Origin of the sequence: Streptomyces sp. NBC_01460, from assembly GCF_036227405.1 — a bacterium.
Taxonomy (GTDB): domain Bacteria; phylum Actinomycetota; class Actinomycetes; order Streptomycetales; family Streptomycetaceae; genus Streptomyces.
The window spans coordinates 7,195,454-7,217,946 of the sequence record NZ_CP109473.1 but is presented as its reverse complement, the minus strand read 5'-3'; the positions used below and the strand labels follow the sequence as shown (position 1 = coordinate 7,217,946).

18 protein-coding genes are annotated in these 22,493 nt (G+C 73.1%); 14 read left to right on the top strand and 4 right to left on the bottom strand.

The window, feature by feature from the left end:
* Positions 1-58 precede the first annotated feature (58 nt).
* From pcaH to pcaDC, 4 genes are read left to right on the top strand one after another with little or no spacing between them, the layout of a single operon-like run.
* Entirely contained in the window at positions 59-844 is a 786-nt protein-coding gene (gene pcaH, locus OG488_RS32480; protein WP_329235633.1) for a protocatechuate 3,4-dioxygenase subunit beta, read from the top strand.
* Positions 844-1,416, top strand: a complete 573-nt coding sequence (gene pcaG, locus OG488_RS32475; RefSeq protein ID WP_329235630.1) for a protocatechuate 3,4-dioxygenase subunit alpha — start codon at positions 844-846, stop codon at positions 1,414-1,416. The genes pcaH and pcaG overlap by 1 nt, the downstream gene beginning before the upstream one ends.
* Positions 1,416-2,744 (top strand): 3-carboxy-cis,cis-muconate cycloisomerase, encoded by a 1,329-nt coding sequence (gene pcaB, locus OG488_RS32470; protein ID WP_329235627.1) that lies wholly within the window; start codon positions 1,416-1,418, stop codon positions 2,742-2,744. Before pcaG ends, pcaB begins: the two co-directional genes overlap by 1 nt.
* Positions 2,741-3,898 (top strand): bifunctional 3-oxoadipate enol-lactonase/4-carboxymuconolactone decarboxylase PcaDC, encoded by a 1,158-nt coding sequence (pcaDC, locus tag OG488_RS32465; protein WP_406465573.1) that lies wholly within the window; start codon positions 2,741-2,743, stop codon positions 3,896-3,898. Before pcaB ends, pcaDC begins: the two co-directional genes overlap by 4 nt.
* Here the strand turns inward: pcaDC and OG488_RS32460 are convergent.
* Together OG488_RS32460 and OG488_RS32455 are read right to left on the bottom strand one after the other, a co-directional pair.
* Positions 3,886-4,491 (bottom strand): GNAT family N-acetyltransferase, encoded by a 606-nt coding sequence (locus OG488_RS32460; protein WP_329235623.1) that lies wholly within the window; start codon positions 4,489-4,491, stop codon positions 3,886-3,888. The genes pcaDC and OG488_RS32460 overlap by 13 nt on opposite strands.
* A gap of 41 nt (positions 4,492-4,532) precedes the next feature.
* Positions 4,533-5,432, bottom strand: coding sequence for a phospholipid scramblase-related protein (locus OG488_RS32455; RefSeq protein ID WP_329235620.1), 900 nt, complete (start codon positions 5,430-5,432; stop codon positions 4,533-4,535).
* A 63-nt stretch (positions 5,433-5,495) separates the two neighbouring features.
* Between OG488_RS32455 and OG488_RS32450 the strand changes: the two genes are divergently transcribed.
* The 5 genes from OG488_RS32450 (at position 5,496) to OG488_RS32430 (ending at position 10,123) form a co-directional block, all read left to right on the top strand.
* The gene (locus OG488_RS32450; protein ID WP_329235617.1) at positions 5,496-5,927 is read left to right on the top strand and encodes a hypothetical protein; all 432 of its coding nucleotides are present in this window, start codon (positions 5,496-5,498) and stop codon (positions 5,925-5,927) included.
* 112 nt (positions 5,928-6,039) lie between these two features.
* On the top strand, positions 6,040-6,690 hold the full coding sequence (locus OG488_RS32445) for a DUF3105 domain-containing protein (RefSeq protein ID WP_329235615.1): 651 nt from the start codon (positions 6,040-6,042) through the stop codon (positions 6,688-6,690).
* Positions 6,687-7,325 carry a DUF305 domain-containing protein gene (locus OG488_RS32440; protein ID WP_329235612.1) on the top strand — a complete coding sequence of 213 codons (639 nt, stop codon included), beginning with the start codon at positions 6,687-6,689 and terminating at the stop codon, positions 7,323-7,325. Before OG488_RS32445 ends, OG488_RS32440 begins: the two co-directional genes overlap by 4 nt.
* A gap of 172 nt (positions 7,326-7,497) precedes the next feature.
* Positions 7,498-8,802, top strand: a complete 1,305-nt coding sequence (locus OG488_RS32435) for a phytase (RefSeq protein ID WP_329235609.1) — start codon at positions 7,498-7,500, stop codon at positions 8,800-8,802.
* A gap of 64 nt (positions 8,803-8,866) precedes the next feature.
* Positions 8,867-10,123, top strand: coding sequence for an ROK family protein (locus tag OG488_RS32430; protein ID WP_329235606.1), 1,257 nt, complete (start codon positions 8,867-8,869; stop codon positions 10,121-10,123).
* 63 nt (positions 10,124-10,186) lie between these two features.
* On the opposite strand, the gene xylA is transcribed toward OG488_RS32430, so the two are convergent.
* Positions 10,187-11,356, bottom strand: a complete 1,170-nt coding sequence (xylA, locus tag OG488_RS32425) for a xylose isomerase (RefSeq protein ID WP_329235603.1) — start codon at positions 11,354-11,356, stop codon at positions 10,187-10,189.
* 219 nt (positions 11,357-11,575) lie between these two features.
* Here xylA and xylB point away from each other — a divergent pair, with 219 nt between their 5' ends.
* From xylB to OG488_RS32400, 5 genes are all read left to right on the top strand, one after another.
* Positions 11,576-13,057 (top strand): xylulokinase, encoded by a 1,482-nt coding sequence (gene xylB, locus OG488_RS32420; RefSeq protein WP_329235600.1) that lies wholly within the window; start codon positions 11,576-11,578, stop codon positions 13,055-13,057.
* Between the two features lie 71 nt (positions 13,058-13,128).
* Entirely contained in the window at positions 13,129-14,415 is a 1,287-nt protein-coding gene (locus OG488_RS32415) for a VWA domain-containing protein (protein WP_329235596.1), read from the top strand.
* Positions 14,415-15,239, top strand: coding sequence for a hypothetical protein (locus tag OG488_RS32410; protein WP_329235593.1), 825 nt, complete (start codon positions 14,415-14,417; stop codon positions 15,237-15,239). Before OG488_RS32415 ends, OG488_RS32410 begins: the two co-directional genes overlap by 1 nt.
* Before the next feature lie 155 nt (positions 15,240-15,394).
* Positions 15,395-16,762 (top strand): cytochrome P450, encoded by a 1,368-nt coding sequence (locus OG488_RS32405; RefSeq protein ID WP_329235590.1) that lies wholly within the window; start codon positions 15,395-15,397, stop codon positions 16,760-16,762.
* A 95-nt stretch (positions 16,763-16,857) separates the two neighbouring features.
* Positions 16,858-18,750, top strand: coding sequence for an ABC transporter ATP-binding protein (locus OG488_RS32400; RefSeq protein WP_329235587.1), 1,893 nt, complete (start codon positions 16,858-16,860; stop codon positions 18,748-18,750).
* Between the two features lie 218 nt (positions 18,751-18,968).
* Here OG488_RS32400 and OG488_RS32395 read toward each other — a convergent pair whose 3' ends face one another.
* Positions 18,969-22,415, bottom strand: a complete 3,447-nt coding sequence (locus tag OG488_RS32395; RefSeq protein WP_329235583.1) for a HelD family protein — start codon at positions 22,413-22,415, stop codon at positions 18,969-18,971.
* Between the last annotated feature and the right edge of the window lie 78 nt (positions 22,416-22,493).

Here is a 22,493-nt window from a genome sequence, read left to right as displayed (position 1 = left end):
TGACCATCGCATTTTACTCAGTGCACTGAGCATTGTCCGCACTTCACGGAGCCGTGACATGACCGCACGTGACCTTCCCGCACATCCGCTGCCCGACGGGTTGACCCAGCAGGAGATCGACGCCGAGGTGGCCAGGGCCCAGGCGGCGGCCGAACCGGGCGCCCACCACCCGCCGCGCGACTACCCCCCGTACCGCAGCAGCCACTTCCGCCACCCCCGCCGCTCCCTCGTCCCCGTGCGCGACCCGGAGGCCGTCGAGCTGTCCGGACCCGCCTTCGGCGTCACGGACGTGACGGCACTGGACCGCGACCTCACCGCGCAGCACGACGGCGAGCCCCTCGGGGAGCGGATCACCGTCACCGGCCGGGTGCTGGACCGGGCAGGCCGGCCGGTGCGGGGCCAGCTCGTCGAGCTGTGGCAGGCCAACGCCTCCGGGCGGTACGCCCACCAGCTCGACCGGCACCCCGCGCCCCTCGACCCGAACTTCACGGGGTTCGGACGCTGCCTGACCGACGACGACGGCGGTTACTCCTTCACGACCGTCAAGCCGGGCGCCTACCCGTGGCGCAACCACACCAACGCCTGGCGTCCCGCGCACATCCACTTCTCGCTGTTCGGCACGTCGTTCAGCCAGCGGCTCGTCACCCAGATGTACTTCCCGGGTGACCCGCTCCTCCCGTACGACCCGGTCATCCGCTCCGTCACCGACCAGGCCGCACGCGAGCGGCTGATATCGGCGTACGACCACGACCTGTCCGTCCCCGAGTGGTCCCTCGGCTACCGCTGGGACATCGTCCTGGACGGACCGTGCGCCACCTGGACCGAGGAAGAAGGCGACGCCTGATGTCCCACGCCCCGACCCCCTCCCAGACCGTGGGCCCCTTCTACGGCTACGCGCTGCCCTTCCCCGGCGGCAGCGAGGTCGCCCCGGCCGGGCACCCCGGCACGGTCACGGTGCACGGCCGGGTGCTCGACGGCCGGGGCGACCCCGTGCCCGACGCGATCGTCGAGACCTGGCAGCCCGCGCCCGACGGATCACGCGCCGGCCTCCCGGGAACGCTCCGCCACGACCCCGCGACGGGCAAGGTCGTCGGACGCGACGGCGTGGACTTCACCGGGTTCGGCCGGGCGCCCACGGACGCGGCCGGACGCTGGTTCGTGCGTACACTCCGGCCCGGCGGGGCCCCCTACATCTGTGCGGCCGTCTTCGCCCGCGGTCTGGTCCACCACCTCTACACCCGGGTCTACCTCCCCGATCTGCTCGACGAGGGCACGGAGGCGGGCGATCCGCTGCTGGGGTCGCTGGACGCGGAACGGCGCGCCACACTGGTCGCGACACGCACGGACGCCCGCACCTACCGCTTCGACATCCGTCTCCAGGGCGACGGCGAGACGGTCTTCCTGGAGTTCAGCTGATGCACGAGAGCGACGCCGGGCTCCTCGCCCCCGGGCGGGCCGGCTCGGCGGCCGAGGCCGCCACCGGCGACCACGCCTTCCTGCAGGCACTCCTGGACGCCGAGGCGGCGCTCACCCGGGTCTGCTCCGCCTCCGGGCTCGCCCCCGCCGAGGCGGGGCGGGCGGTCACCGAGGCCGCGGACGCGGACCGTTTCGACGTACGGGAGCTGGCGCTGCGCGCGCGGGAGGGCGGCAATCCGGTGATCCCGCTGGTCGCCGCCCTGACGGCGGCCGTCGGCGAGGAGGTGCGGCCCTTCGTCCACCGGGGTGCGACCAGCCAGGACATCCTCGACACGGCGGCGATGCTGGTGGCTTCCCGGACCCTGGCACTCGTCCTCGACGACCTGGGGCGGACCGCCGGCGCGCTGGAGCGGCTGGCGGCGGAGCACCGCGACACACCGATGCCCGGCCGCACCCTGACGCAGCACGCCGTACCGACGGCCTTCGGTCTCAAGGCCGCCGGCTGGCGGTCGCTGGTGCTCGACGCGCGGGACCGGGTGGCGACCGTGCGCGGCACGCTCCCCGTCCAGTTGGGCGGCGCGGCGGGCACACTGGCCGCCTTCCCCACGGGCGAGGGAGGCACAGCAGGACTCGCGCTCGTCACGGCGTACGCGGAGGAACTGGGCCTGGCCGAGCCGCTGCTGCCCTGGCACACCCTGCGCACCCCGGTCGCCGACCTGGCCGGAGCGCTCGCCTTCACCGCGGGTGCGCTCGGCAAGGTGGCGGCCGATGTGCTCACGCTCTCCCGCACCGAGATCGCCGAGGTCGCCGAGGGGTCCGGCGGCGGATCCTCCGCGATGCCGCACAAGGCCAATCCGGTCCGCGCCACCCTGATCGCCGCGGCGGCCCGCCGCGCGCCCGGGGCGGCGGCCACGCTGTTCGGTTCGCTCGCCGCCGAGGACGAGCGGCCCGCCGGGGCCTGGCACGCCGAGTGGGAGCCGCTGCGCGACCTGCTGCGCCTGGCCGGCGGCGCCGCGAGGGACGCGGCGGAACTCATCGAGGGACTCAGGGTGTTCCCGGCGGCCATGCGAAGCCATCTGGGGCTGACCGGCGGACTGATCGTCTCGGAGCGGCTGGCCGCCGTCGCCGCCGGGCGGGTGGGCCGTGCCCGCGCCAAGGAGATCCTGACCGAGGCCGCCGCCCTGGCCCGCGACGAGGGCAGGTCCCTCGCCGGGATCCTCGCGGGGGAACCCGCCTTCGACGGCCTGGACCTCGCCGAACTGACCGACCCCGCCCGGTACACCGGCTGTGCCGGGCCCCTCACCGACCGCGCCCTGGAGCGCCGATGACCATGACACCCGACCGCCTCCTCCACCACCGCGCCGAAGGACCGGCGGACGCTCCCCCGCTCCTGCTCGGCCCGTCGCTCGGCACCTCCACCGCGCTCTGGGACGGGGTCGCCCCCGAGCTCTCCGCCGCCCACCGGGTCGTGCGGTGGGACCTCCCCGGGCACGGCGGGTCGCCCGCCGGACTCATCGGCCCGGGCGCCGGGATCGCCGACCTGGGTGAGCTGGTCCTGGCGCTCGCCGACTCGCTGTCGCTGGAGCGGTTCTCGTACGCCGGGGTGTCGCTGGGCGGGGCCGTGGGCCTCTGGCTCGCGGTCCACCGCCCCGAACGCGTCGACCGCCTGGCCGTCGTCTGCTCGTCCGCCCACTTCGGCGACCCGGGGCCGTGGCGGGAGCGGGCCGCGCTGGTGCGCGCCGAGGGGCTCGGCAAGGTCGCGGAGAGCGCGGCCGGCCGCTGGTTCACGCCCGGCTTCACCGAACCCCGGCTGCTCGACGACCTCCTGGCCACCGATCCGTCGGCGTACGCCGCGTGCTGCGACGTGCTCGCCGACTACGACCTGCGGTCCGGGCTGTCCGGGGTACGGGCGCGGACCCTGGTCGTCGCCGGGCGTGAGGATCCGGCCACGCCGCCCTCGCACGCCCGGGAGATCGCCGACGCCGTCCCCGGCGCCGCGCTGACCGAGCTGCCGCACGCCTCCCACCTGGCTCCGGCCGAGCGCCCGGAGGCCGTACGGGAGGCGCTGCGCGCCCACTTCGCGCCCCGGGAACGCGGGAGCGGGACGGCCGTGCGCCGCGAGGTCCTGGGCGACGCGCACGTGGACCGGGCGCAGGCGGCGACCACCGAATTCACCGCCCCGTTCCAGGAGTTCATCTCCCGCTACGCCTGGGGCGAGATCTGGACGGACCCGACGCTGTCCCGGCGCGAGCGCAGCCTGATCACGCTGACCGCCCTGGTCGCCCACGGCCATCACGACGAGCTGGCGATGCACGTCAGGGCGGCGGTGCGCAACGGGCTCAGCCCGCGGGAGATCGGTGCCGCGCTCCTGCAGACGGGGGTCTACTGCGGGGTGCCGGCGGCGAACGCGGCGTTCGCGGTGGCCGAACGGGTGCTCTCCGGGATGGCGGAGGCGGAGCGGGGCGACACTCAGCCGGGCTGACCGTCGCCCCGGACGCGGGCGTGGACATGCATGTCGTGCCATCCGTCGGCGTGCAGGTTTCCCCGTCTGCGGATGCCTTCGAGGGGGAACCCGGCCTTGGCCGCGACGCGGCAGGAAGCCTCGTTGACCAACGAGTGGACGAGTTCGAGGCGTTCGAAGCCCGTCCCCTCGTCGAAGGCCCATCGCCGCACCGTGCCGACGGCCAGGGGCGCGACACCCCGGCCCCGGGCGGCGGGCAAAACCCAGTAGGCGCACTCGGCGTATCCGACCTGCGGGATCAGGCCCCGCAGCGCGATCCGCCCGAGCACCTCGTCACGCCCTTCGGTGCCGGGCCGGACGATCGCCCAGTGGATGTCGGTCTCGGTGTACCAGGCCGATGTCCACTGCTCGATCCAGGACGCGGCCTCCTCCTCGGAGTCGGCCCTGCGCATGTGCCACCGCTGGATCGTGGGATCGGAGAAGGCGGACAGGACGGCCGGCGCGTCCGCCGGACACCAGGGCCGCAGGAGCAGACCGTCCTCGACGGGGAGGGACGGCTGCGGGGACGAGGAGAGCCGTCCGGGCGGGATGTGAGGGGGCACCAGTATCGGCATGCCCGCCATACTGCCGGACGCCGGTCCGCTCGTCCGGGAGCTCAGCCGAGGCCGCGTGCGTCCTGCTTGAGTGCGGTGTCCACGGTCAGGGCCGTCGCCACGACGAGGCTCAGCAGCGGCTCGGGGAGCTGGTAGTGGATCTGCAGCACGTAGTTGTCCGCCGTGGTGAACATGGTCTTCGCCAGGCCTTCCCACGTCTTGGTGATCCGGGCTATCTCGGCACCGTTGTGGTCGACGATGGCGAAGTTCCAGGCGCGCCAGTTCTCGGCCTTGATCGCTCCGACCTGCTGTCCGTCGACCGTCATGGCGAAATTGATCTTGCCGATGGCGTTCTGCTGGACGATCTCGCCGACGGGCTGTCCGTCCGGGCGCTGCACGACGACCCGGGACTTGATGAACTTGGCCGGCCGGGTCAGGAGCAGCTGCGGCTGCCCGTGGGCGTCGCGGATCTCCAGGCGGTGCGTGAGGTACTGGTCGATGCTGGAGACGAACCTGAGCACCTTGCGCAGCGCGCTCTGGCCGACCTGGACGACCGAACCGACGGTGTTGCCCTGCTGGTCGAAGACGCGGTACTCGTTCGTGACCTCGATCAGCTTGGCCTTCTGGTTCACGACCAGGACCTGCTGGTTGAAGAGTGATCCGGCGCCCGGGGCACCCTGCTGGGGAACACCCTGCGCCGGAACGCCCTGCTGGGGGGCGAACTGCTGGGGGGCGAACTGCTGGGGCGCCGCCTGCTGCTGGGGCGCCACGTGCTGCTGCGGGGCGTTCTGCTGAGGCGCCGCCTGCGGCTGAGCGGCGGGTGCCTGGGCCTGAGCGGGCGCCTGCCCCTCCGCCGGGTGCGTGTGTTCCGTCCAGCGGGAGCCGTCCCAGTAGCGCAGCAGTTGGGGCGCGCCGTGGGGGTCCGGGTGCCAGCCCGCAGGTACGTTCGATTGCGTCGTCACCGGGGCACACTATCCCGCCAAGCTGTGGGCCCGAACTCATTGAAGGTTCACACACCATCTACGATGGCGGCGATGACCGGAGCAAGCGCACGGACGGACCGGCGACGGAGCGGCATGGGCCTGCCCGTCGCGCTGGGCTGGGCGCTGATGCTCATGGCGGTCTTCCTCTGCTGCTCCCCCGCCGCCACGGCCGCGACCCCGGCCGCGGCACCCTCCGGGAGCGCGGCCCGGGCCTTCACCCCGGTGCCCGAAGCGGTCGTGTCGGTCGTCGTGGCCGACGCCCCCGACGAACGCGGTATCGGCAGCTCCTGCCACGGGACGCCGGACCATTCGGCGGCCGTCGTCCTGCCCGGCCACCCCGCTCCCGTCGCCCTGCCCGGCCCCTCGGCTGCGTACCGGACCGCGCCGCTCACCGGGGCCGCCGCCATCCGCGGCCCCTCCGACGACAGCGTGGACGCCGTCGACCGACTGCGTCTCCAGGTCCAGCGGATCTAGGCCCACCCGGTCCGTCCCCCGCGCAGCCGATGCGCCGGAGGCGGCTTTCCGTGTGCCCCTTCCCCGCGTCGCGCCCCGTGCGCACGCGATCCGCCGATCCCGAGGACCTGACATGGCTTCCGCCAAGAACCGGAACACCCCCGCCGCCGCGCGCCGCGCCAAGCTCGAGGAGGCCCGCCGCAAGGAGCGGGCCCGCGAGCGCCGGAGCCGCGTCGTCACCATCACCGCGGCCGTCGTCGTGCTCGCCGGCCTCGTCGCCGGGGGCGGCTACCTGATGTCCGCCGCCGACGAGCAGGACAAGGCCGAGGAGCAGGCCAGGACCTCGCCGGTCACCGGCGAGAAGTCCTGGGACGACCTGACCCAGGACCACGTCCAGACGCCCGTCGACTACCCGATGAACCCGCCGGTCGGCGGGAACCACGACCCGGTCTGGATGAACTGCGACGCCGACGTCTACACCGAGGCGATACCGGACGAGAACGCGGTCCACTCCCTGGAGCACGGCGCCGTCTGGGTCACGTACAACGACAAGGCGGAGGACGCCGACGTCGAGGCACTCTCCGAGCGCGTCGCGAAGACGCCCTACTCGCTGATGAGCCCCAAGGCCGACCAGAAGGACCCGCTGATGCTCAGCGCCTGGGGCAAGCAGCTCACCGTGAAGAGCGCCACCGACGCGCGTGTCGCGCAGTTCTTCACCAAGTACGTCCAGGGTGCGCAGACCCCCGAGCCGGGCGCCGCCTGCTCCGGCGGGGTCGCCGGGTGACCGCGTCGGCGCGGGCTCCCCGCTCACTGGTGTGGGCCGGGGCCCTGGTTTTCGTGGTGGCCGTGGGGCTCGTGCTCCTGATGGTCGTACGTCCCTCGGCCGCCTCCCCGTCCGGTTCCGGGGCGGCTCCCGAGGAGAGCTCGGCGGACGTGGGGTTCGCGCGGGACATGTCGGTCCACCACCAGCAGGCGGTGGAGATGGCGTTCCTCGTGCGGGACCGCACCGATGACGAGGCCGTGCGGCGGCTCGCCTACGACATCATCAACACGCAGGCCAACCAGCGGGGCATGATGCTGGGCTGGCTGGAGTCCTGGGGCAGGCCCAAGAGCGCGGACCGGCCGCCGATGGAGTGGATGGGGCACCCCGTCACCCCGTCCGACGGCTCCCTCATGCCGGGCATGGCGACGGACACCGAGCTGGACAGGCTCCGCGCGGCACGGGGCAGGGACGCCGAGGTGCTGTTCCTGCGGCTGATGACCGTCCATCACCGCGCGGGCGCCGACATGGCACGGGCGGCGGCCGGTTCGGCCGGCACGGACGAGATCAGGAATCTGGCCGGCGGCATGGCCCGGGCGCAGGAGTCGGAGATCTCGCTGATGGCGGACATGCTCGAGGCCCGCGGCGCGAAGCCCTGACTCCTCGCCGCAGGGGTGTCAGGGGTCCGGCGGCCGGCGCCGCCTGACCCCTGACACCGCGAATTCACCTGCCGCCCTTGTCGTTCTCATGGGCACGTCACCGGTGCACCGCTCCCGCGCCCGACACTTCCTGACGAGTCATGGACATGTCCCTCTCACGACAGGAAGCACTGTGCGCCTGCACCGCTCCCCTCGCCTGGCGGCCACCGCCCTCCTCGGTACGGCGCTCGTCACCGTCGTCCCTCTGTCCTCCGCCCACGCCCGGTCGCTCCCGGCCGTCGGCGCGACGGCGGAGACGGCCGCGCTGTACGACGACGAGGCCGGCGGCAACGCCAACGCCGACGACCCGGCCATCTGGCGCAACGCCGCCGACCCCGGGCGCAGTCTGGTCGTGGCCACCGCCAAGGAGGGCGGGCTGCGGGTCTACGGCCTCGACGCGCGCCTGGTCCAGTCGGTCCCGGCACCGGCCGCCGCCACGGAGGACGACGCGCCGGGCAGGTTCAACAACGTCGACCTCGTGACCGGGCTCCGCACCCCGGCCGGCCGGACCGACGTGGCGGTGGTGAGCGACCGGGGCAACGACCGCCTCCGGATCTACCGCGTCGATCCCTCCCAGCCGGGTGGCCCGCTGAAGGACGTCACCGATCCCGGTGCCGCCCCGGTCTTCTCGGCGGACCAGGCGGAGATCAACGAGCAGCGGACCGCGTACGGGCTCGCCACCTGGCAGGACCGCTCCTCCGGACGCTCGTACGCGCTCGTCAGTCGGCGCAACACCACGGACCTCGCGCTCCTGGAACTGCGGCCGACCGCGGCGGGCACGGTGGGCTACCGCCTGGTGCGCACCCTCTCCCTCCCCTCGTCCTTCCGGCTCCCGGGCGGCACGTCGTGGACCCCGTGCGGTGAGCCGGGTGAGCTGCCTCAGGTCGAGGGCATGGTCGTCGACCCGGCGAACGGCACGCTCTACGCGGGCCAGGAGGACGTCGGCATCTGGCGGCTCCCGGCCGGGCTGAACGGGCGCCCGGTCCTGGTCGACAAGGTCCGCGAGTACGGCGTACCAGGGACGTACGACCCGGAGACCGAGGAGTGCGCGCCCGGCGCGGACCCCGGGTTCGGCGGCAAGCGGCTGTCGGCCGACGTGGAGGGCCTGACCCTCGTCAAGGAGTCCGGCGGCGACGGCCACCTCATGGCGTCCGGCCAGGGTGACGACACCTTCGCGGTGTACGACCGCGAGATCTCCGAGGGCAACGCGTACGAGGGCGGCTTCCGTGTCACCGCCGTATCGGCGGACCTCGACGGCAGCGAGGAGTGCGACGGTGCCGCCGTGCTGAACGAGCCGCTGGGGGCGCGCTACCCGCACGGGCTGCTCGTGGTCCAGGACGGCCACGAGACGTCGGCGTCGGGGAGCGAGGAGGGCCGGGAGGCGACCGGCTTCAAGTTCGTGGACCTGGGCGCCGTGAGGGACGCGGCGGACCTGTAGCAGGCCGTCCGGTCTCCTGCCGCGAGCCGGGTCGCCGGGGGCATCGCATAGGCTCGTCGACGATATGAAGAGCTACCTCGCGCCCCTGGGGTCCAAGGCCGACAAGGACACCGTGCGCCGCCACAACCTGAGCCTGGTGCTGCGTGCCGTGCGGGACGAGGGCGAGGCCGGCGAGGCCACCCGCGCCGGGGTGTCCGCGCGGGTCGGGCTGACCCGGGCCGCGGTGTCCTCCCTGGTCGAGCAGCTGCTGGACAGCGGCTTCGTCACCGAGTCGGGCAAGACCTTCAGCGGGCAGGCCGGGCGCCCCGGCACGGCCCTGAAAGTGGCGCGCACCGGGCCCGCGGGGCTGGGTGTGGAGATCAACATCGACTACGTGTCGGTGTGCGTGGTGGACCTGGCGGGCACCGGCCGGGTGCGGCAGACCGAGCACCTGGACAACCGCGGCGCCCCGCCGGAGGAGGTCCTGGCCCGGGCGGCCGGGATCGCCGCCCGCACCCTCGACTCGGCGCGGGAACAGGAGCTCCACCCGGTCGGTACCGCACTCGCGCTGCCGGGACTCGTCTCGGGCGGCTCGGTGCGCCAGGCGCCGAACCTGGGCTGGAACCAGGTCCCCGCCGAGGAGCTGTTCGCCGGCGCGCTCGCCGGTCTGCGCCCCGGCACGGCGCCCCTGCCCGTGCGGTCCGAGAACGAGGCCAATCTGGCGGCCCTGGCCGAGCTGTGGTTCGGCGGGCTCGACACGGTCCGCAGCTTCCTCTACCTGACGGGTGAGATCGGCGTCGGCGGGGCCCTGGTGCTCGACGGCGAACTGCTGCGCGGAGCGCACGGATTCGCCGGGGAGATCGGGCACGTGGTGGTGGACCCCACCGGGCCCGAGTGCCGGTGCGGCTCGCGCGGCTGCCTCGAGCAGTACGCCGGCCAGTCGGCCCTGCTGCGGGCGGCCGGCATCGGCGAGGGCGCGGGCGGGGCCGCGGGCGTGATGGAGCTGGAGCGGCGGGCGCAGGCGGGTGACCCCGTGACGCTGGCCGCCGTGGCCGACGCCGGCCGGATGCTGGGGCAGGTGCTGTCCGGCGCGGTCAATCTGTTCGACCCGGACGCGGTGGTGCTGGGCGGGATATACCGCGGCCTGATGCCGTGGCTCTCGCCGCCCGCGGACGCGGAGCTGACGGACCGCGTGGTGTCCGGCCTCTGGTCCCGGGGCGGCGGCAGGCTTCGCGCGTCGTCCGTGGCGGGTGACGCGGCGCGGGGCGCGGCGGCGCTGGTCGTCCAGGACGTGCTGGCCGACCCTGTCGCGTACGCCCCGCCCGCGTCCGTGGACGCCTGACGGCGGGACCTGCTGGGTCCGGGGCGCCCGGTGGTGGTGTGCCGGGTGCCCCGGGGGGGTGGGTCAGCGGACGTTGAGGAGGTGTTCCATGGCGAGCTGGTCGAGGGCTTCGAAGGCCATGGAGCGTTCGGCTGCGGCGGTGGCGTCGAAGGTCTCGTAGGCGGTGGTGTCGGCGAGGAGTGCCTTGAGGCCGTCGGCGGCGGTGGGCTGGGCGAGTTCGTGCAGGCGGGAGGCGGTGAGGGCTTCCTGGACGGCGGGGTCGGCGCGGAAGGCGAGGGCGCGTTCCTTGAGGATGAGGTAGTTGCGCATGCAGTTCTTCGCGGACTCCCACACGCCGTCGATGCCGTCGGTGCGTACGGGCTTGAAGTCGAAGTGGAGGGATCCGGTGTAGTCGGAGGTCTCCAGGAGGTCGACGAGCCAGAAGGCCTGGCGCAGGTCGCCGGCGCCGAAGCGGAAGTCCTGGTCGTACTTGATGCCGGACTGGCCGTTGAGGTCGATGTGGAAGAGCTTGCCGGCCCACAGGGCCTGGGCGATGCCGTGGGGGAAGTTGAGTCCGGCCATCTGCTCGTGGCCGGTCTCCGGGTTCACGCCGACCATCTCGGGGCGCTCGAGGCGCTCGATGAAGGCCAGGGCGTGGCCGATGGTGGGCAGGAGGATGTCGCCGCGGGGCTCGTTGGGCTTGGGCTCGATCGCGAAGCGCAGGTCGTAGCCCTGCTCTGTGACGTAGTCGCCCAGCAGGTCGAAGGCTTCCTTCATGCGGTCCAGGGCGATACGGACGTCCTTCGCGCCGCCGGACTCCGCTCCCTCGCGTCCGCCCCAGGCGACGTAGGTGGTGGCGCCGAGCTCGGCGGCCAGGTCGATGTTGCGCATGACCTTGCGCAGCGCGAAGCGGCGCACGTCACGGTCGTTCGCGGTGAACCCGCCGTCCTTGAACACCGGGTGCGTGAACAGGTTGGTCGTGGCCATCGGGACCTTCATCCCGGTGCGGTCCAGTGCGTCCTTGAACCGGCCGATCAGCCGGGCCCGCTCCGCCTCGTCGGACCCGAACGGGATCAGGTCGTCGTCGTGGAACGTCACCCCGTGCGCGCCGAGCTCCGCGAGCCGCTCCACGGACTCGACCGGGTCCAGCGCGGGACGCGTCGGCTCACCGAACGGGTCGTTGCCACGCCAGCCCACGGTCCACAGACCGAAGGTGAACCTGTCCGCAGGGGTGGGAGTGAAGCGTTCCGTCATCGTCTGTCCGCCTTCGACTGCCGGGGGTCCGGGACCGTCGCGTCACCCCGGGCCTATTTGTTCACTGACATGATTAATTATGCACACGGCACCGCGTGGACGTAACCCCCCGGACGGCGAAACGAGGACACCCCTGGTCGCCACGCCGTCGATCACGTAATTTGTTTGTCGCACTCCCAAAATCGGCACCACCGGAAACCGCACGAGAAGAGGTAGCCCATGCCGCCGCGTACCGTCGTCATCGGCGTGGACAGCTCCACCCAGTCCACCAAGGCTGCAGTCACCGACGCCGAGACCGGTGAGCTGCTCGCCGTCGGCCGCGCACCGCACGTCGTCACGGGTGACGGCGGAGCACGCGAGACCGACCCCGAGGTCTGGTGGCGGGCGCTGTGCGACGCCGTCGCGGCCGGGCTCAAGGAGTCCGGCCTCTCCGCGTCCGCCGTCACCGGCATCGCCGTGGCCGGGCAGCAGCACGGGCTCGTGGTCCTCGACCGGTCCGGCAGGCCGCTGCGCCCCGCGCTCCTGTGGAACGACACGCGCTCCGCGCCGCAGGCCGCGGCGCTCGTCGCCGAGCTGGGCGGCCCCGAGGCGTGGACCGCGCGTACCGGCACGGTGCCCGTGGCGTCCATGACCGCGACGAAGTGGCGGTGGCTGCGCGAGAACGATCCGGCGAGCGCCGAGGCGACGGCTGCCGTGCGGCTGCCCCACGACTTCCTCACCGAGCGGCTCTCGGGCGTCGCGGCGACGGACCCGGGGGACGCGTCGGGCACCTGCTGGTACTCCACCGACACGGGCGCGTACGACCCGGAGCTCCTGGACAGGCTCGGCCTGGACCTCTCGATGCTGCCGGAGGTCGCCGCCACGGGCGGGACCAGGATCGGGTCCCTGACCGAGGCCGCGGCGGAGGCGCTCGGCCTGCCGGCCGGGATCGCCGTGGCCGCCGGCACCGGGGACAACATGAGCGCCGCCGTGGGCCTCGGCCTGGGCGGCGCGGGGCTGCTGGACCACCCCGTCCTGAGCCTCGGCACCTCCGGCACGGTCTTCGCCGCCTCCCGGACGCGCCCGGCGTCCACCGCCCTCTCGGGTTTCGCCGCGGCCGACGGTACGTACCTCCCGCTGGCCTGCACGCTCAACTGCACCCTGGCCGTCGACAGGGTGGCCACGCTGCTCGGCCTGCACCGCGACGACGCGACGCCCGGCGGCGAGGCCGTCCTCCTCCCGTACCTGGACGGCGAGCGCACCCCGGACCTGCCTACCTCGTCCGGTCTCCTGACCGGGCTCCGGCACGACACCACGCCGCAGCAGCTCCTGGGCGCGGCGTACGAGGGGGCGGCCTACACCGTGCTGCGGGCGCTCGACGAGCTGTTGCGGGCGTGCGGCCTGGACCCGGCCGACCCCGAGGTGGCCGGCCGGCCGCTGCGGCTGGTCGGCGGCGGCGCCCAGGGCCGGACCTGGGTGGAGACGGTACGCCGCCTCTCCGGCCGGCCCCTGATCGTGCCGGGCAGTGGCGAGCTGGTCGCGCTCGGCGCGGCGGCACTGGCCGCCTCCGCGGCGGGCGGCGGGGACCCGGTCGCCGTCGCGGCGCGGTGGAACGCGACGTCGGACGACGCCGAACTCCCAGCGGTGGAGCGGGACACCGAGACCTGGGAGCGTGTGGGATCGGTGCTGGACAGGGCGTCGGAGCCGCTGCTCGGCGGATGAGGGGGCGCCCCGAAATCGCGTCCGGCGCACGCGTTTTGGGGATGGCTGCGGATCTTCAATAGGATCCGGCGATGATCACAAGAAAACGGCTGAGGGCCGGGGTGTGCGTTCTTCTCGCCACCCTGGCCGCCGGGTTCGGCACGGCCCTTCCGGCCGCAGCCGACGAACCCCCCACCGCCGCATCGCCCAAGGTCGAGCTGGTCCTTGACGTCAGCGGTTCCATGCGCACCCGCGACATCGACGGCGGGTCCCGGATATCCGCCGCCAAGCAGGCGTTCAACGATGTCCTGGACGCGGTGCCCGAGGAGGTCGAGCTCGGCATCCGTACGCTCGGCGCCGACTACCCGGGCGACGACCGCAAGGTCGGCTGCAAGGACACCAAGCAGCTCTACCCGGTCGGCCCGCTCGACCGCACCGAGGCCAAGACCGCCGTCGCCACACTGGCGCCGACCGGCTGGACCCCGATCGGCCCGGCCCTGCTCGGCGCCGCGGACGACCTCGAGGGTGGGGACGCCACCCGGCGGATCGTCCTGATCACCGACGGCGAGGACACCTGCGGCCCGCTGGACCCCTGCGAGGTCGCGCGCGAGATCGCCGCCCGGGGGACCCACCTGGTCATCGACACCCTGGGCCTGGTACCGAACGCCAAGATCCGGCAGCAGCTGACCTGCATCGCCGAGGCCACCGGCGGCACCTACACCGCGGTGCAGCACACCGAGGAACTCTCCGGCCGGGTCACACAGCTGGTGGACCGGGCCGCCGAGCCCGTCGTCACCCCGGTGGCGACCGAGGGCGCGGGCAGCTGCTCCGCCGCCCCGGCGCTGAAGGCCGGGCTCTACACGGACCGTCAGGAGATCGGCAGGCACCGCTGGTACCGGGTGGACGTCCTGCCCGGCCAGGAACTGCGCGCCTCGGTGAGCGTGGGCGCGGACCGCGCCGTGAACAACGACTACGGGGTCCTGCTGCGCGCCGTGACCACGCACGGCCGCGAGATCGTCCGCGGATCGGAGTCCGGCTCGGGGCGCACGGACGCCATATCCTCCGGCCTGCGCTACCCGACGGCCGAGCGGGACGACGACGACGTCTCCGACGAGGACCTGAAGCCCGCGGCCGAGAGCGTCTGCCTCGAACTCGGCAACTCCTTCTCGGCGCCCGCGTCGGTGAAGACCACTCCCGGCATGCCCGTCGAGCTGACCATCGACCTCGTGACGTCACCCGACGAGGCCGCCGACACCGCCGCGTTCGGCCTGGGCCGCGGCTGGTGGCTGCTGGGCGTCATGGTGCTGGCCGGGCTGATCGCCGGTCTGCTGTTCGGCTGGATCTCGCGTTGGCGCGTCGCCGTATGGAGGACCAACTGATGCGTACCACCCGCAGGAACACCGTGCGACGCGTATGCGTGGGGGCGCTGCTGGCCGCCGTCACCCTGCTCACCCCGGCCGGCACCGCCGTCGCCGACGACCCGTCCGCGAGCGCGAGCCCGTCGGAGGGCGAGGCGGCGGGGCCGACGGAGGCGGGCACCACCTTCCGCACCGCCACTCCGGTCCGGCAGGGACAGACGGCCACCGCGGACGCGTCCACCGGCGACTACCTGTACTGGGCCTTCCCCGGCGACACCGGACAGCGCCCCACCGTCCGCGCGAAGGTGACCCTGCCGGAGAGCGCCACCCGGCACGGGGCCTCGACCTGGCAGGTCGACGTGTACGACGGCCTCCGCCGCCGGCAGGCCTGCGTGTACGGGCACCAGACGCGGAAGGCGGCGCCCGACACGGGCACCGTCGAGCTGTCCTGCGTGCTGCGCACGGTGCGCGCCTGGTCCGAGCCGTGGGCGTCCGATCCGCTGCCCGGCACCTACTACGTACGCCTGACGGTGGTCGGCCTGGCCGAGGAGGACCTGGGCCTGCCGTTCCACGTCGAGACCGAGGTCACCTCGGCCGACCAGGGCGGCGCCCACGACGTGGACGGCACGCTCGCCGAGCCGCTGGTGCCGGGCGTCTCCGCGGCCTCGGCCCAGGGCGTCACCCTGTCCGGCAGCGAACCGGAGGACGGCTGGTCCTCCGGGTGGTGGACCAGCCGCTGGCTGTGGACCGCCGGCGGAGCCGCACTCGCCGCGCTCGCGGGCGTGTTCGGCTACTCCCTGACGCGGGGAGGCGGCCGCCCGTCCCGGGTCCCGCCGGGCGTCTGACCCGTAGCACGGCATGACCGAGGGCCGCAGGCGACCGTCTGCGGCCCTCGGTCATGCCGTGGCCTGAACCGGAGATCTCCGCTTCGAACCCATGGCCGACTGGCACTAGGCTCGGCAACTCACGTACTGCGCACGGCAGATGACGGGAGTTCCCCATGTCCACGGAAACCGGTGCGGCCCTCGACGCCGAACCGCGCGGCCACCGGATCGTCCAGGGGCCCAGGGGTGTGCCGCTCCTGGGAAGCCTGCCCCAGTTCGGCAAGGACCCTCTCGCGTTCTTCGAGCGCCTGCGTGGTTACGGGGACATGGTGCGCTGGCGCTTCGGCCGCAACGACTGCGTCTTCATCGCCGATCCGCAGTGCATCGGCGAACTCCTCACCGAGACGGAACGCACCTTCGACCAGCCGCTGCTGGGCATCGCCTTCCGTACCGTCATGGGCAACGGTGTCGTCGTCGCCCGCGGCGCCGACTGGCGGCGCAAGCGCTCGCTGGTGCAGCCCTCGGTGCGGCCCAAGCAGGTGAAGTCGTACGCCTCCACGATGACGGCGTGCGCGGTGGACCTGGCCGACACCTGGTCGGGCGGTGAACGCGTCGACATCAAGCGGGAGATGGCGGCCCTGACGCAGAAGATCGCGGTCCGCACGATCTTCGGGGTGGACACACCGGCCGACGCGGCGTCGATGGGCCGGGCCATGGACATCGCCCAGCAGGAGATCGGCAAGGAGTTCAGCGGCCTGGGAGCCGTCCTGCCCGACTGGGTGCCGACGCCCGGGCGGGCCAGGATCAAGAAGGCCGCCGCGGTGATCGACGCCGAGGTCGGGCGCGTGGTGGCCCGCCATCGCGACGGGGACGGCGAACGCCCCGATCTGCTGAGCCGGCTGCTCACGGCGGTGGACGAGACCGGGGCGCACCTCACCGACCAGGAGATCCGGGACGAGACCGTCACCCTGTACATCGGCGGTCACGAGACGACCGCCTCCACGCTGGTGTGGGCCTGGTACCTCCTGTCCCGTACGCCTCGGGCGCTCGCCGCGCTCACCGAGGAGCTGGACCGGGTGCTGGGCGACCGGGAGCCGGGGATCGACGACTACGCGCGACTGCCGTACGCCCAGGCGGTGGTGAAGGAGACCCTCCGGCTGTATCCGACGATCTGGCTGGTCACGGGGATCGCCAAGGAGGGGGCCCGGATCGGCGGGGTGCCGTTGGCGGAGGGCACGCGGGTGTGGAGCAGCCAGTGGGCCACGCACCGGGACGAACGGTGGTTCCCCGAGCCCGAGGCGTTCCGTCCCGAGCGCTGGGACGCGGAGGACGGGGACGAGATCCCCGAGTACGCCTGGTACCCGTTCGGCGGCGGCCCCCGGGTCTGCCTGGGCACCCGTTTCGCGATGGTCGAGGCGGTGCTGATCCTGGCCGTCCTGGCGCGCCGCTTCGAGCTGGAGGTCGACCCGGGCACCGTCAACCCCGTGCCGACCCTGACCCTGCAGCCGGACCGGGAGGTCATGGCGACCGTACGGGCGCGCTGACCGCGCCGACGGGTGAAGCCGGACGGGAACGTTTGACCTCAACTTCACTTGAGGTCCTAACGTTCCCCGCATACCGACCGACCCCGGAGGACCGCATGGACATGGAAGTCACGGCGTGGCACTCGCTGCACAGCACGGTGAACGCGCAGACGGACCGCAGACCCTTCTCCAAGGCCACACTGCACCGCATCGGGGCCTTCGCCAGGCCGCACCGGGGCAGGATCGTCCGCTTCCTGCTCCTCAGTGTGGTCACCGCCCTTCTGGCGGTGGCCACACCCGTGCTGGCCGGGCGGGTCGTCGACGCGATCGTGCAGGGCCGGGACCCCGGCACGGTCGTCCGGTACGCCCTGCTCATCGCTCTGATCGCCGTGGCGGAGGCGGGGCTCGGCCTCCTCGTCCGATGGCTCTCGGCCACCCTCGGCGAGGGGCTGATCCTCGACCTGCGGACGGCCGTCTTCGACCACGTCCAGCGGATGCCCGTCGCCTTCTTCACCCGCACCAGGACCGGTGCGCTGGTCAGCCGGCTCAACAACGACGTGATCGGCGCGCAGCGGGCGTTCAGCAACACGCTCTCCGGCGTCGTCTCCAACGTGGTCACCCTGCTGCTGACCCTGGCCGTGATGCTGACGATCTCGTGGCAGATCACGCTGCTCGCCCTGGTGCTGCTGCCGGTGTTCGTGGTCCCCGCCCGCCGGATGGGCGCGCGGATGGCGGATCTCCAGCGGGAGGCCGCCGGCCACAACGCCACCATGGGCACGCAGATGACCGAGCGCTTCTCGGCGCCGGGCGCGACGCTCATCAAGCTCTTCGGGCGCCCCGCCGACGAGTCCGCCGAATTCGCGGCCCGGGCGGGACGGGTGCGTGACATCGGCGTCCGCACGGCGATGCTCCAGTCCACGTTCATCACGGCGCTCACCCTGGTGTCGGCACTCGCCCTCGCCCTCGTCTACGGGCTCGGCGGCCACTACGCGCTGCGCGGCACCCTGGAGCCCGGGGCCGTCGTCGCCCTGGCCCTCCTCCTCACCCGGCTCTACGCGCCGCTGACGGCTCTGGCCGGAGCCCGCGTCGAGGTGATGAGCGCCCTGGTCAGCTTCGAGCGGGTCTTCGAGATCCTCGACCTGAAGCCGCTGATCGCGGAGAAGCCGGACGCCCGCCGGGTGCCCGACGGACCGGTGTCCGTGGAGTTCGACGGGGTCTCCTTCGGCTACCCCTCCGCCGACAAGGTCTCGCTCGCCTCCCTCGAAGAGGTCGCCACGCTCGACTCGGGGGACGGCTCGCAGGTCCTGCACGACGTCTCCTTCACGGCGGAGCCCGGCCGGATGGTCGCCCTCGTGGGATCGTCCGGAGCCGGGAAGTCGACCATCGCGCAGTTGCTCCCCCGGCTGTACGACACCGATGCCGGCACCGTGCGGCTCAACGGCGTCGACGTACGCGACCTGACGGCCGACTCGATCCGGGAGACGCTCGGGATGGTCACCCAGGACGGGCACCTCTTCCACGAGTCGGTCCGCGCCAATCTGCTGCTCGCCCGGCCGGAGGCCACCGAGGAGGAGATCTGGGAGGCGTTGCGCCGCTCCCGCCTGGACGGCCTGGTGGCATCGCTCCCCGACGGGCTGGACACGGTGGTGGGTGAGCGCGGCTACCGGCTCTCCGGCGGCGAACGCCAGCGGCTCACCATCGCCCGGCTGCTGCTGGCCCGTCAGCGGGTGGTGATCCTGGACGAGGCGACCGCGCACCTGGACTCCACCTCGGAGGCGGCCGTCCAGGAGGCGCTGGCCGAGGCCCTGGAAGGCCGCACGGCCGTGGTCATCGCCCACCGGCTGTCGACCGTGCGCTCCGCGGACCTCATCCTGGTCGTCGAGGACGGCCGCGTCGTCGAACGGGGCACGCACGAGGAGCTGCTGGCCGTCGGAGGACGGTACGAGGAGCTGCACCGCACCCAGTTCGACCGCGCGGAGCCGGAAGAGGCGGCCCGGCCCGTCGGTTGACCGCCGCCCGGCAGGTGTGTGGCCGGCCGGGGACGAGCCGGTGGGGAGGGCGGAGGACTCCACCCCGGCACGCGCCCCGCCCGGCCGACGCCCGCGCCGCGATCCGCGGTGCGGGCACGGACCCCTGCCGATCGGGCCCACAGGCCGGCCCTGGCGAGGAGCGCTTCCGCCTGCGCACGGGTGAGGATCGGCGGCCGGTGCCGGTGAGGGGCCCGGCTTCACGCCTGGGGGCGGCCCAGGGCGGTATCGGGGTCGTCGCCGCCCCAGTTGCCAGGAGTACGCCACAGGACGTGGACGCCGAAGACCTCGCGCACGGTACTCGCGGCCCATTCCTCGGCAGGCGCCCCGCACAGGACCAGGTAGAGGCGGTCAGCCTTCGTGTGCAGGGTGTGGTTGATCTCGAGAAGGCGGGTCGCTCCCGCACGGAGTTCCTCGTACGCGGAGCGCCCGGCTCCCAGGACCTCGTAGAGGAACAGGCCGTCGTCCACGGCGCAGACGACGTCGGCGGCCTCGGAGTCGGTCGGCTGGAGGTCCGCCCACAGCAGTTCCGACTTCAGTGCGTGGCGTACCGCCTCGTGCTTCTTGCAGGTCCGGTCCACGGCGGCCGAAGCCGCCAGGGCGAGCAGGAAGTCGTCCTTCGTGGTCACTGCCTGTACGACCGGTGCTTCTTCGACGGTGGTCACGGGTTCGGCTTCCTTCTGCTCGGGGTGGTCGGGCTGGAGGGCGACGGGTGCGGCTTCGGGTGCGGTCGGGTCGTCCAGGGCCTCCGCGTCGGTCAGGCGGGCACGGAGCGTCTGTTGTGCTTCGGTCAGAGCCGCGGCCCAGCCGGACTCGACGAGTTCGGCCCGCAGTCGGCCGGTGTGCAGGGTGCTGTCCTTGAGCGCGCGGTTGGTACGTGCCGCGAGGTCGCGCAGGATGCCCAGGCGCTGCCGGTCGGGGGAGCCGAGGACGCGGTACACGTCCACCCAGTCCGCCTGGTCGCGGCGGAGGATGCGGTTGGCCATGCCCTGCAGGTCGGACAGGCGCGCGCGGGCGTCCTCCGAGGCCCCTTCACCGCCGGTCGCCAGGTCGTCGAGCACGTCGACCGCCGTCGTGTACCGCTGCGCCATCCTCGGCGAGATGGGCAGACGGCCTCGCGTGTCGGCGGTCAGCACGCTCTGGCCGGTCTCGTTGGCGAAGACCCAGCAGTCCAGTTCGTCGCCGGGGCGGGGAGGCGTGGAGCCGTGCCGGACCGTCAGGGCCAGGGGACGGTCCGTCGCGGGGCTGAGCGCCTTGACCTTGTAGCGGCCGCCGGGACCCGGGCCGATGACGCGGACGCGGATGTCGGCCCCGATCTCCAGAACGTCGCCCAGGTCCGTGCCGGGGGCTGTTTCTTCCGCCGGCACGTGCGGGACGGCATCCGGGTGCGTGAGGACCTCCGGGAGCGGCGAGGTGTGCAGCACCGTCAGACTCTGCGTGCTGCGGGTGAGGGCGATGTACAGCTGCCGCAGGCCGGCGGGGCCACGGTCTGCGATGGTGGCGGGCTCGACGACCAGGACATGGTCGTACTCCATGCCCTTCGCCTGAGCGGCGGCCAGGACGGACACGGCCTCACGACTCATGCCCGTCAGGCCGGAACCCTCGTCGAGACGGCGGCTGATCTCGTCGAGCCAGGACGAGTCGTCGGGGACGATGACCGCGACGGAGCGCGGTGTACTCCCGTCGCTGGTGCCCACCAGACGGGTCATCTGGGCGACGGTGTCGTCGAGCAGCTTCCACGGCTCGGTCGCCACCGTTCGTACGGCGTCCTCGCCCGCCTTTCGTACGGCTCGCGGGTACGGCAGTCCGGGGGCGACCGCACGGGCGAGGGGTGCGACGAACTCCATGATCTCGGCCGGTACGCGGTAGCTGGTGTTCAGCTCGGCGACGCGCCAGTCCCCGTGGTCCGACAGAAGCGTGCCGAGCGGGTCCCAGCTGAGGTGGGTGTGGGGGCCGGTGGCCTGGGCGAGGTCGCCGAGGACCGTCATGGAGCCCCCGACGGCGCAGCGGCGGCGCAGTGCGCGGGCCTGCAGCGGGGTGAGGTCCTGGGCCTCGTCGACGACGATGTGCCCGTAGCGCCGGGGCGTTTCCCCGTCGATGAGGAACCGGAGTTCTTCGAGGCAGACGTGGTCGTCGAGGGTCCATGGCTCGGCGTCGGCGGTGTCGGCACGTGGCCGGTGCAGGGCCGCCTGTTCGTCGGCGTCGAGGATGCCGTCCGCGCATGCGCCCAGGAGGTCGGGCGAGTCGTAGAGGCTGCGCAGGGCCTCCCTGGCGCCTGGAGCGGGCCAGATACGTTCGACGAGCCGCTCGACGCGGCGGTTGCGTTCGAGGTCGCGGCGGATCGTGCCGCCCTGGCCGCGGCGGGGCGCGATGGTAGCGAGCTCCTGGAGGAGCCGGTCGACGAACAGGCTGCGGAAGCGTTCGCGACGCTGCCGGTAGGGGCCTTCGGCGGCACGTACGTCCTCGAGGAGTGTCAGGACTTCGGACTTGGGCACGCGCAGCGTGGTGCTGCCGGCGGTGACGACGACGGCCGGTTCGTCGCCCTCGTAGGACGGTGCGGTGGTGAGGTCGTCGAGCGCCTCGGGCCGGCAGTCGCTCTCGACACGGCGTCGCAGTACGGCCGCCATCCGCTCGCCGGACTTCACCAGCCGCGCCCGCGGGGTGTCGGTGCCGCGGATCTCCCCGTCCCACAGCCGGTCCAGCTGGACGGCGTTGACGTCCCGTGTGCCGAGGGTGGGCAGCACCTGGCCGACGTAGTCGAGGAACCTCTGGTGGGGGCCGATGACGAGGATGTCCTGGGCCTTGAAGTGCTCGTTGTCGACGAGCCAGGTCACGCGGTGCAGACCGACGGCGGACTTACCGGTACCGGGGCCGCCCTGCACGACGAGGATGTCGGACGGTGTGCCGGTCACCAGGTCCATCTGGTCCCGGCGGATGGTCTCGACGATGTCCCGCATCCGGCCGCCGCGCGAGCGCCGCAGTTCACGCAGCAGGAAGTCGTCGGGCTGGAGCGGCTTACGGCGCCGGCCGCGGACGACGTCGCCGGGCGTCGGGGACGGCGGACGCACCTCACGTCGGCCCTCGGCCTGTTCCGGAGGCTCCTGGACCGGCGTCTCGGCGCCAGCCTGTGTCCCGGCCTCGGTCGCGTCGTCCGCGGCCGGACGCGGCGGCGGAATGGCCTCGAGAGAGGGGATGACCGGGATGACCGGCGCGGCGATCTCGTCGAAGTAGTCCTGCACGACACGCTGCACGCACCGCAGCCGCCGCCGCAGAACGACCTCTCCGGGTGCCTCCGGCAAGGCCTCCGCCCATTGTTTCGCGAGCTTGCTGGTCCACAGCAGGACGACTGGATCGTTCGAGGCGTCGCGCACGCCCCGTCTGCCGATGTACCAGGGACGCGGCTTCGTGCCGGGGTCGTCAGGCGCGTCCACGCGGGAGAAGACCAGCGCCTCGTCGCCGAGCCCGTCGTACGCCTCGGCCAGCGCCTCCGCGTGCTTCCGATTGGCGATGCCGTCCTTGCCGCTGGCCGCTGCCGTGGCGGCCGACGTCCCGGTCATCTCGGCCAGCTTCGCGGTGTAGCAGTCGTACGCGTGGTCCACCGCCTTCTGCTCGGTGGCGATGACCTCGTCGTGCGTGGTGGTGCCCATGTGTGTCCTCCCCTGCGGGCGCCCGTGGGCGCCGCCACGGGCCAGCGCCCGTGCCCCGCTGAAACAACTATCAGAAAG

Excerpts from the sequence above, each read along its gene's own strand:
- pcaH (WP_329235633.1), top strand. The coding sequence starts at position 59 with ATGACCGCACGTGACCTTCCCGCACATCCGCTGCCCGACGGGTTGACC.
- OG488_RS32430 (WP_329235606.1), top strand. The coding sequence starts at position 8,867 with ATGAAGAGCTACCTCGCGCCCCTGGGGTCCAAGGCCGACAAGGACACC.
- OG488_RS32400 (WP_329235587.1), top strand. The coding sequence starts at position 16,858 with ATGGACATGGAAGTCACGGCGTGGCACTCGCTGCACAGCACGGTGAAC.
- OG488_RS32410 (WP_329235593.1), top strand. The coding sequence starts at position 14,415 with ATGCGTACCACCCGCAGGAACACCGTGCGACGCGTATGCGTGGGGGCG.
- OG488_RS32395 (WP_329235583.1), bottom strand. The coding sequence starts at position 22,415 with ATGGGCACCACCACGCACGACGAGGTCATCGCCACCGAGCAGAAGGCG.
- OG488_RS32460 (WP_329235623.1), bottom strand. The coding sequence starts at position 4,491 with ATGCCGATACTGGTGCCCCCTCACATCCCGCCCGGACGGCTCTCCTCG.
- xylB (WP_329235600.1), top strand. The coding sequence starts at position 11,576 with ATGCCGCCGCGTACCGTCGTCATCGGCGTGGACAGCTCCACCCAGTCC.
- pcaDC (WP_406465573.1), top strand. The coding sequence starts at position 2,741 with ATGACCATGACACCCGACCGCCTCCTCCACCACCGCGCCGAAGGACCG.
- OG488_RS32450 (WP_329235617.1), top strand. The coding sequence starts at position 5,496 with ATGGCGGCGATGACCGGAGCAAGCGCACGGACGGACCGGCGACGGAGC.
- OG488_RS32405 (WP_329235590.1), top strand. The coding sequence starts at position 15,395 with ATGTCCACGGAAACCGGTGCGGCCCTCGACGCCGAACCGCGCGGCCAC.
- OG488_RS32415 (WP_329235596.1), top strand. The coding sequence starts at position 13,129 with ATGATCACAAGAAAACGGCTGAGGGCCGGGGTGTGCGTTCTTCTCGCC.
- pcaG (WP_329235630.1), top strand. The coding sequence starts at position 844 with ATGTCCCACGCCCCGACCCCCTCCCAGACCGTGGGCCCCTTCTACGGC.
- pcaB (WP_329235627.1), top strand. The coding sequence starts at position 1,416 with ATGCACGAGAGCGACGCCGGGCTCCTCGCCCCCGGGCGGGCCGGCTCG.
- OG488_RS32445 (WP_329235615.1), top strand. The coding sequence starts at position 6,040 with ATGGCTTCCGCCAAGAACCGGAACACCCCCGCCGCCGCGCGCCGCGCC.
- xylA (WP_329235603.1), bottom strand. The coding sequence starts at position 11,356 with ATGACGGAACGCTTCACTCCCACCCCTGCGGACAGGTTCACCTTCGGT.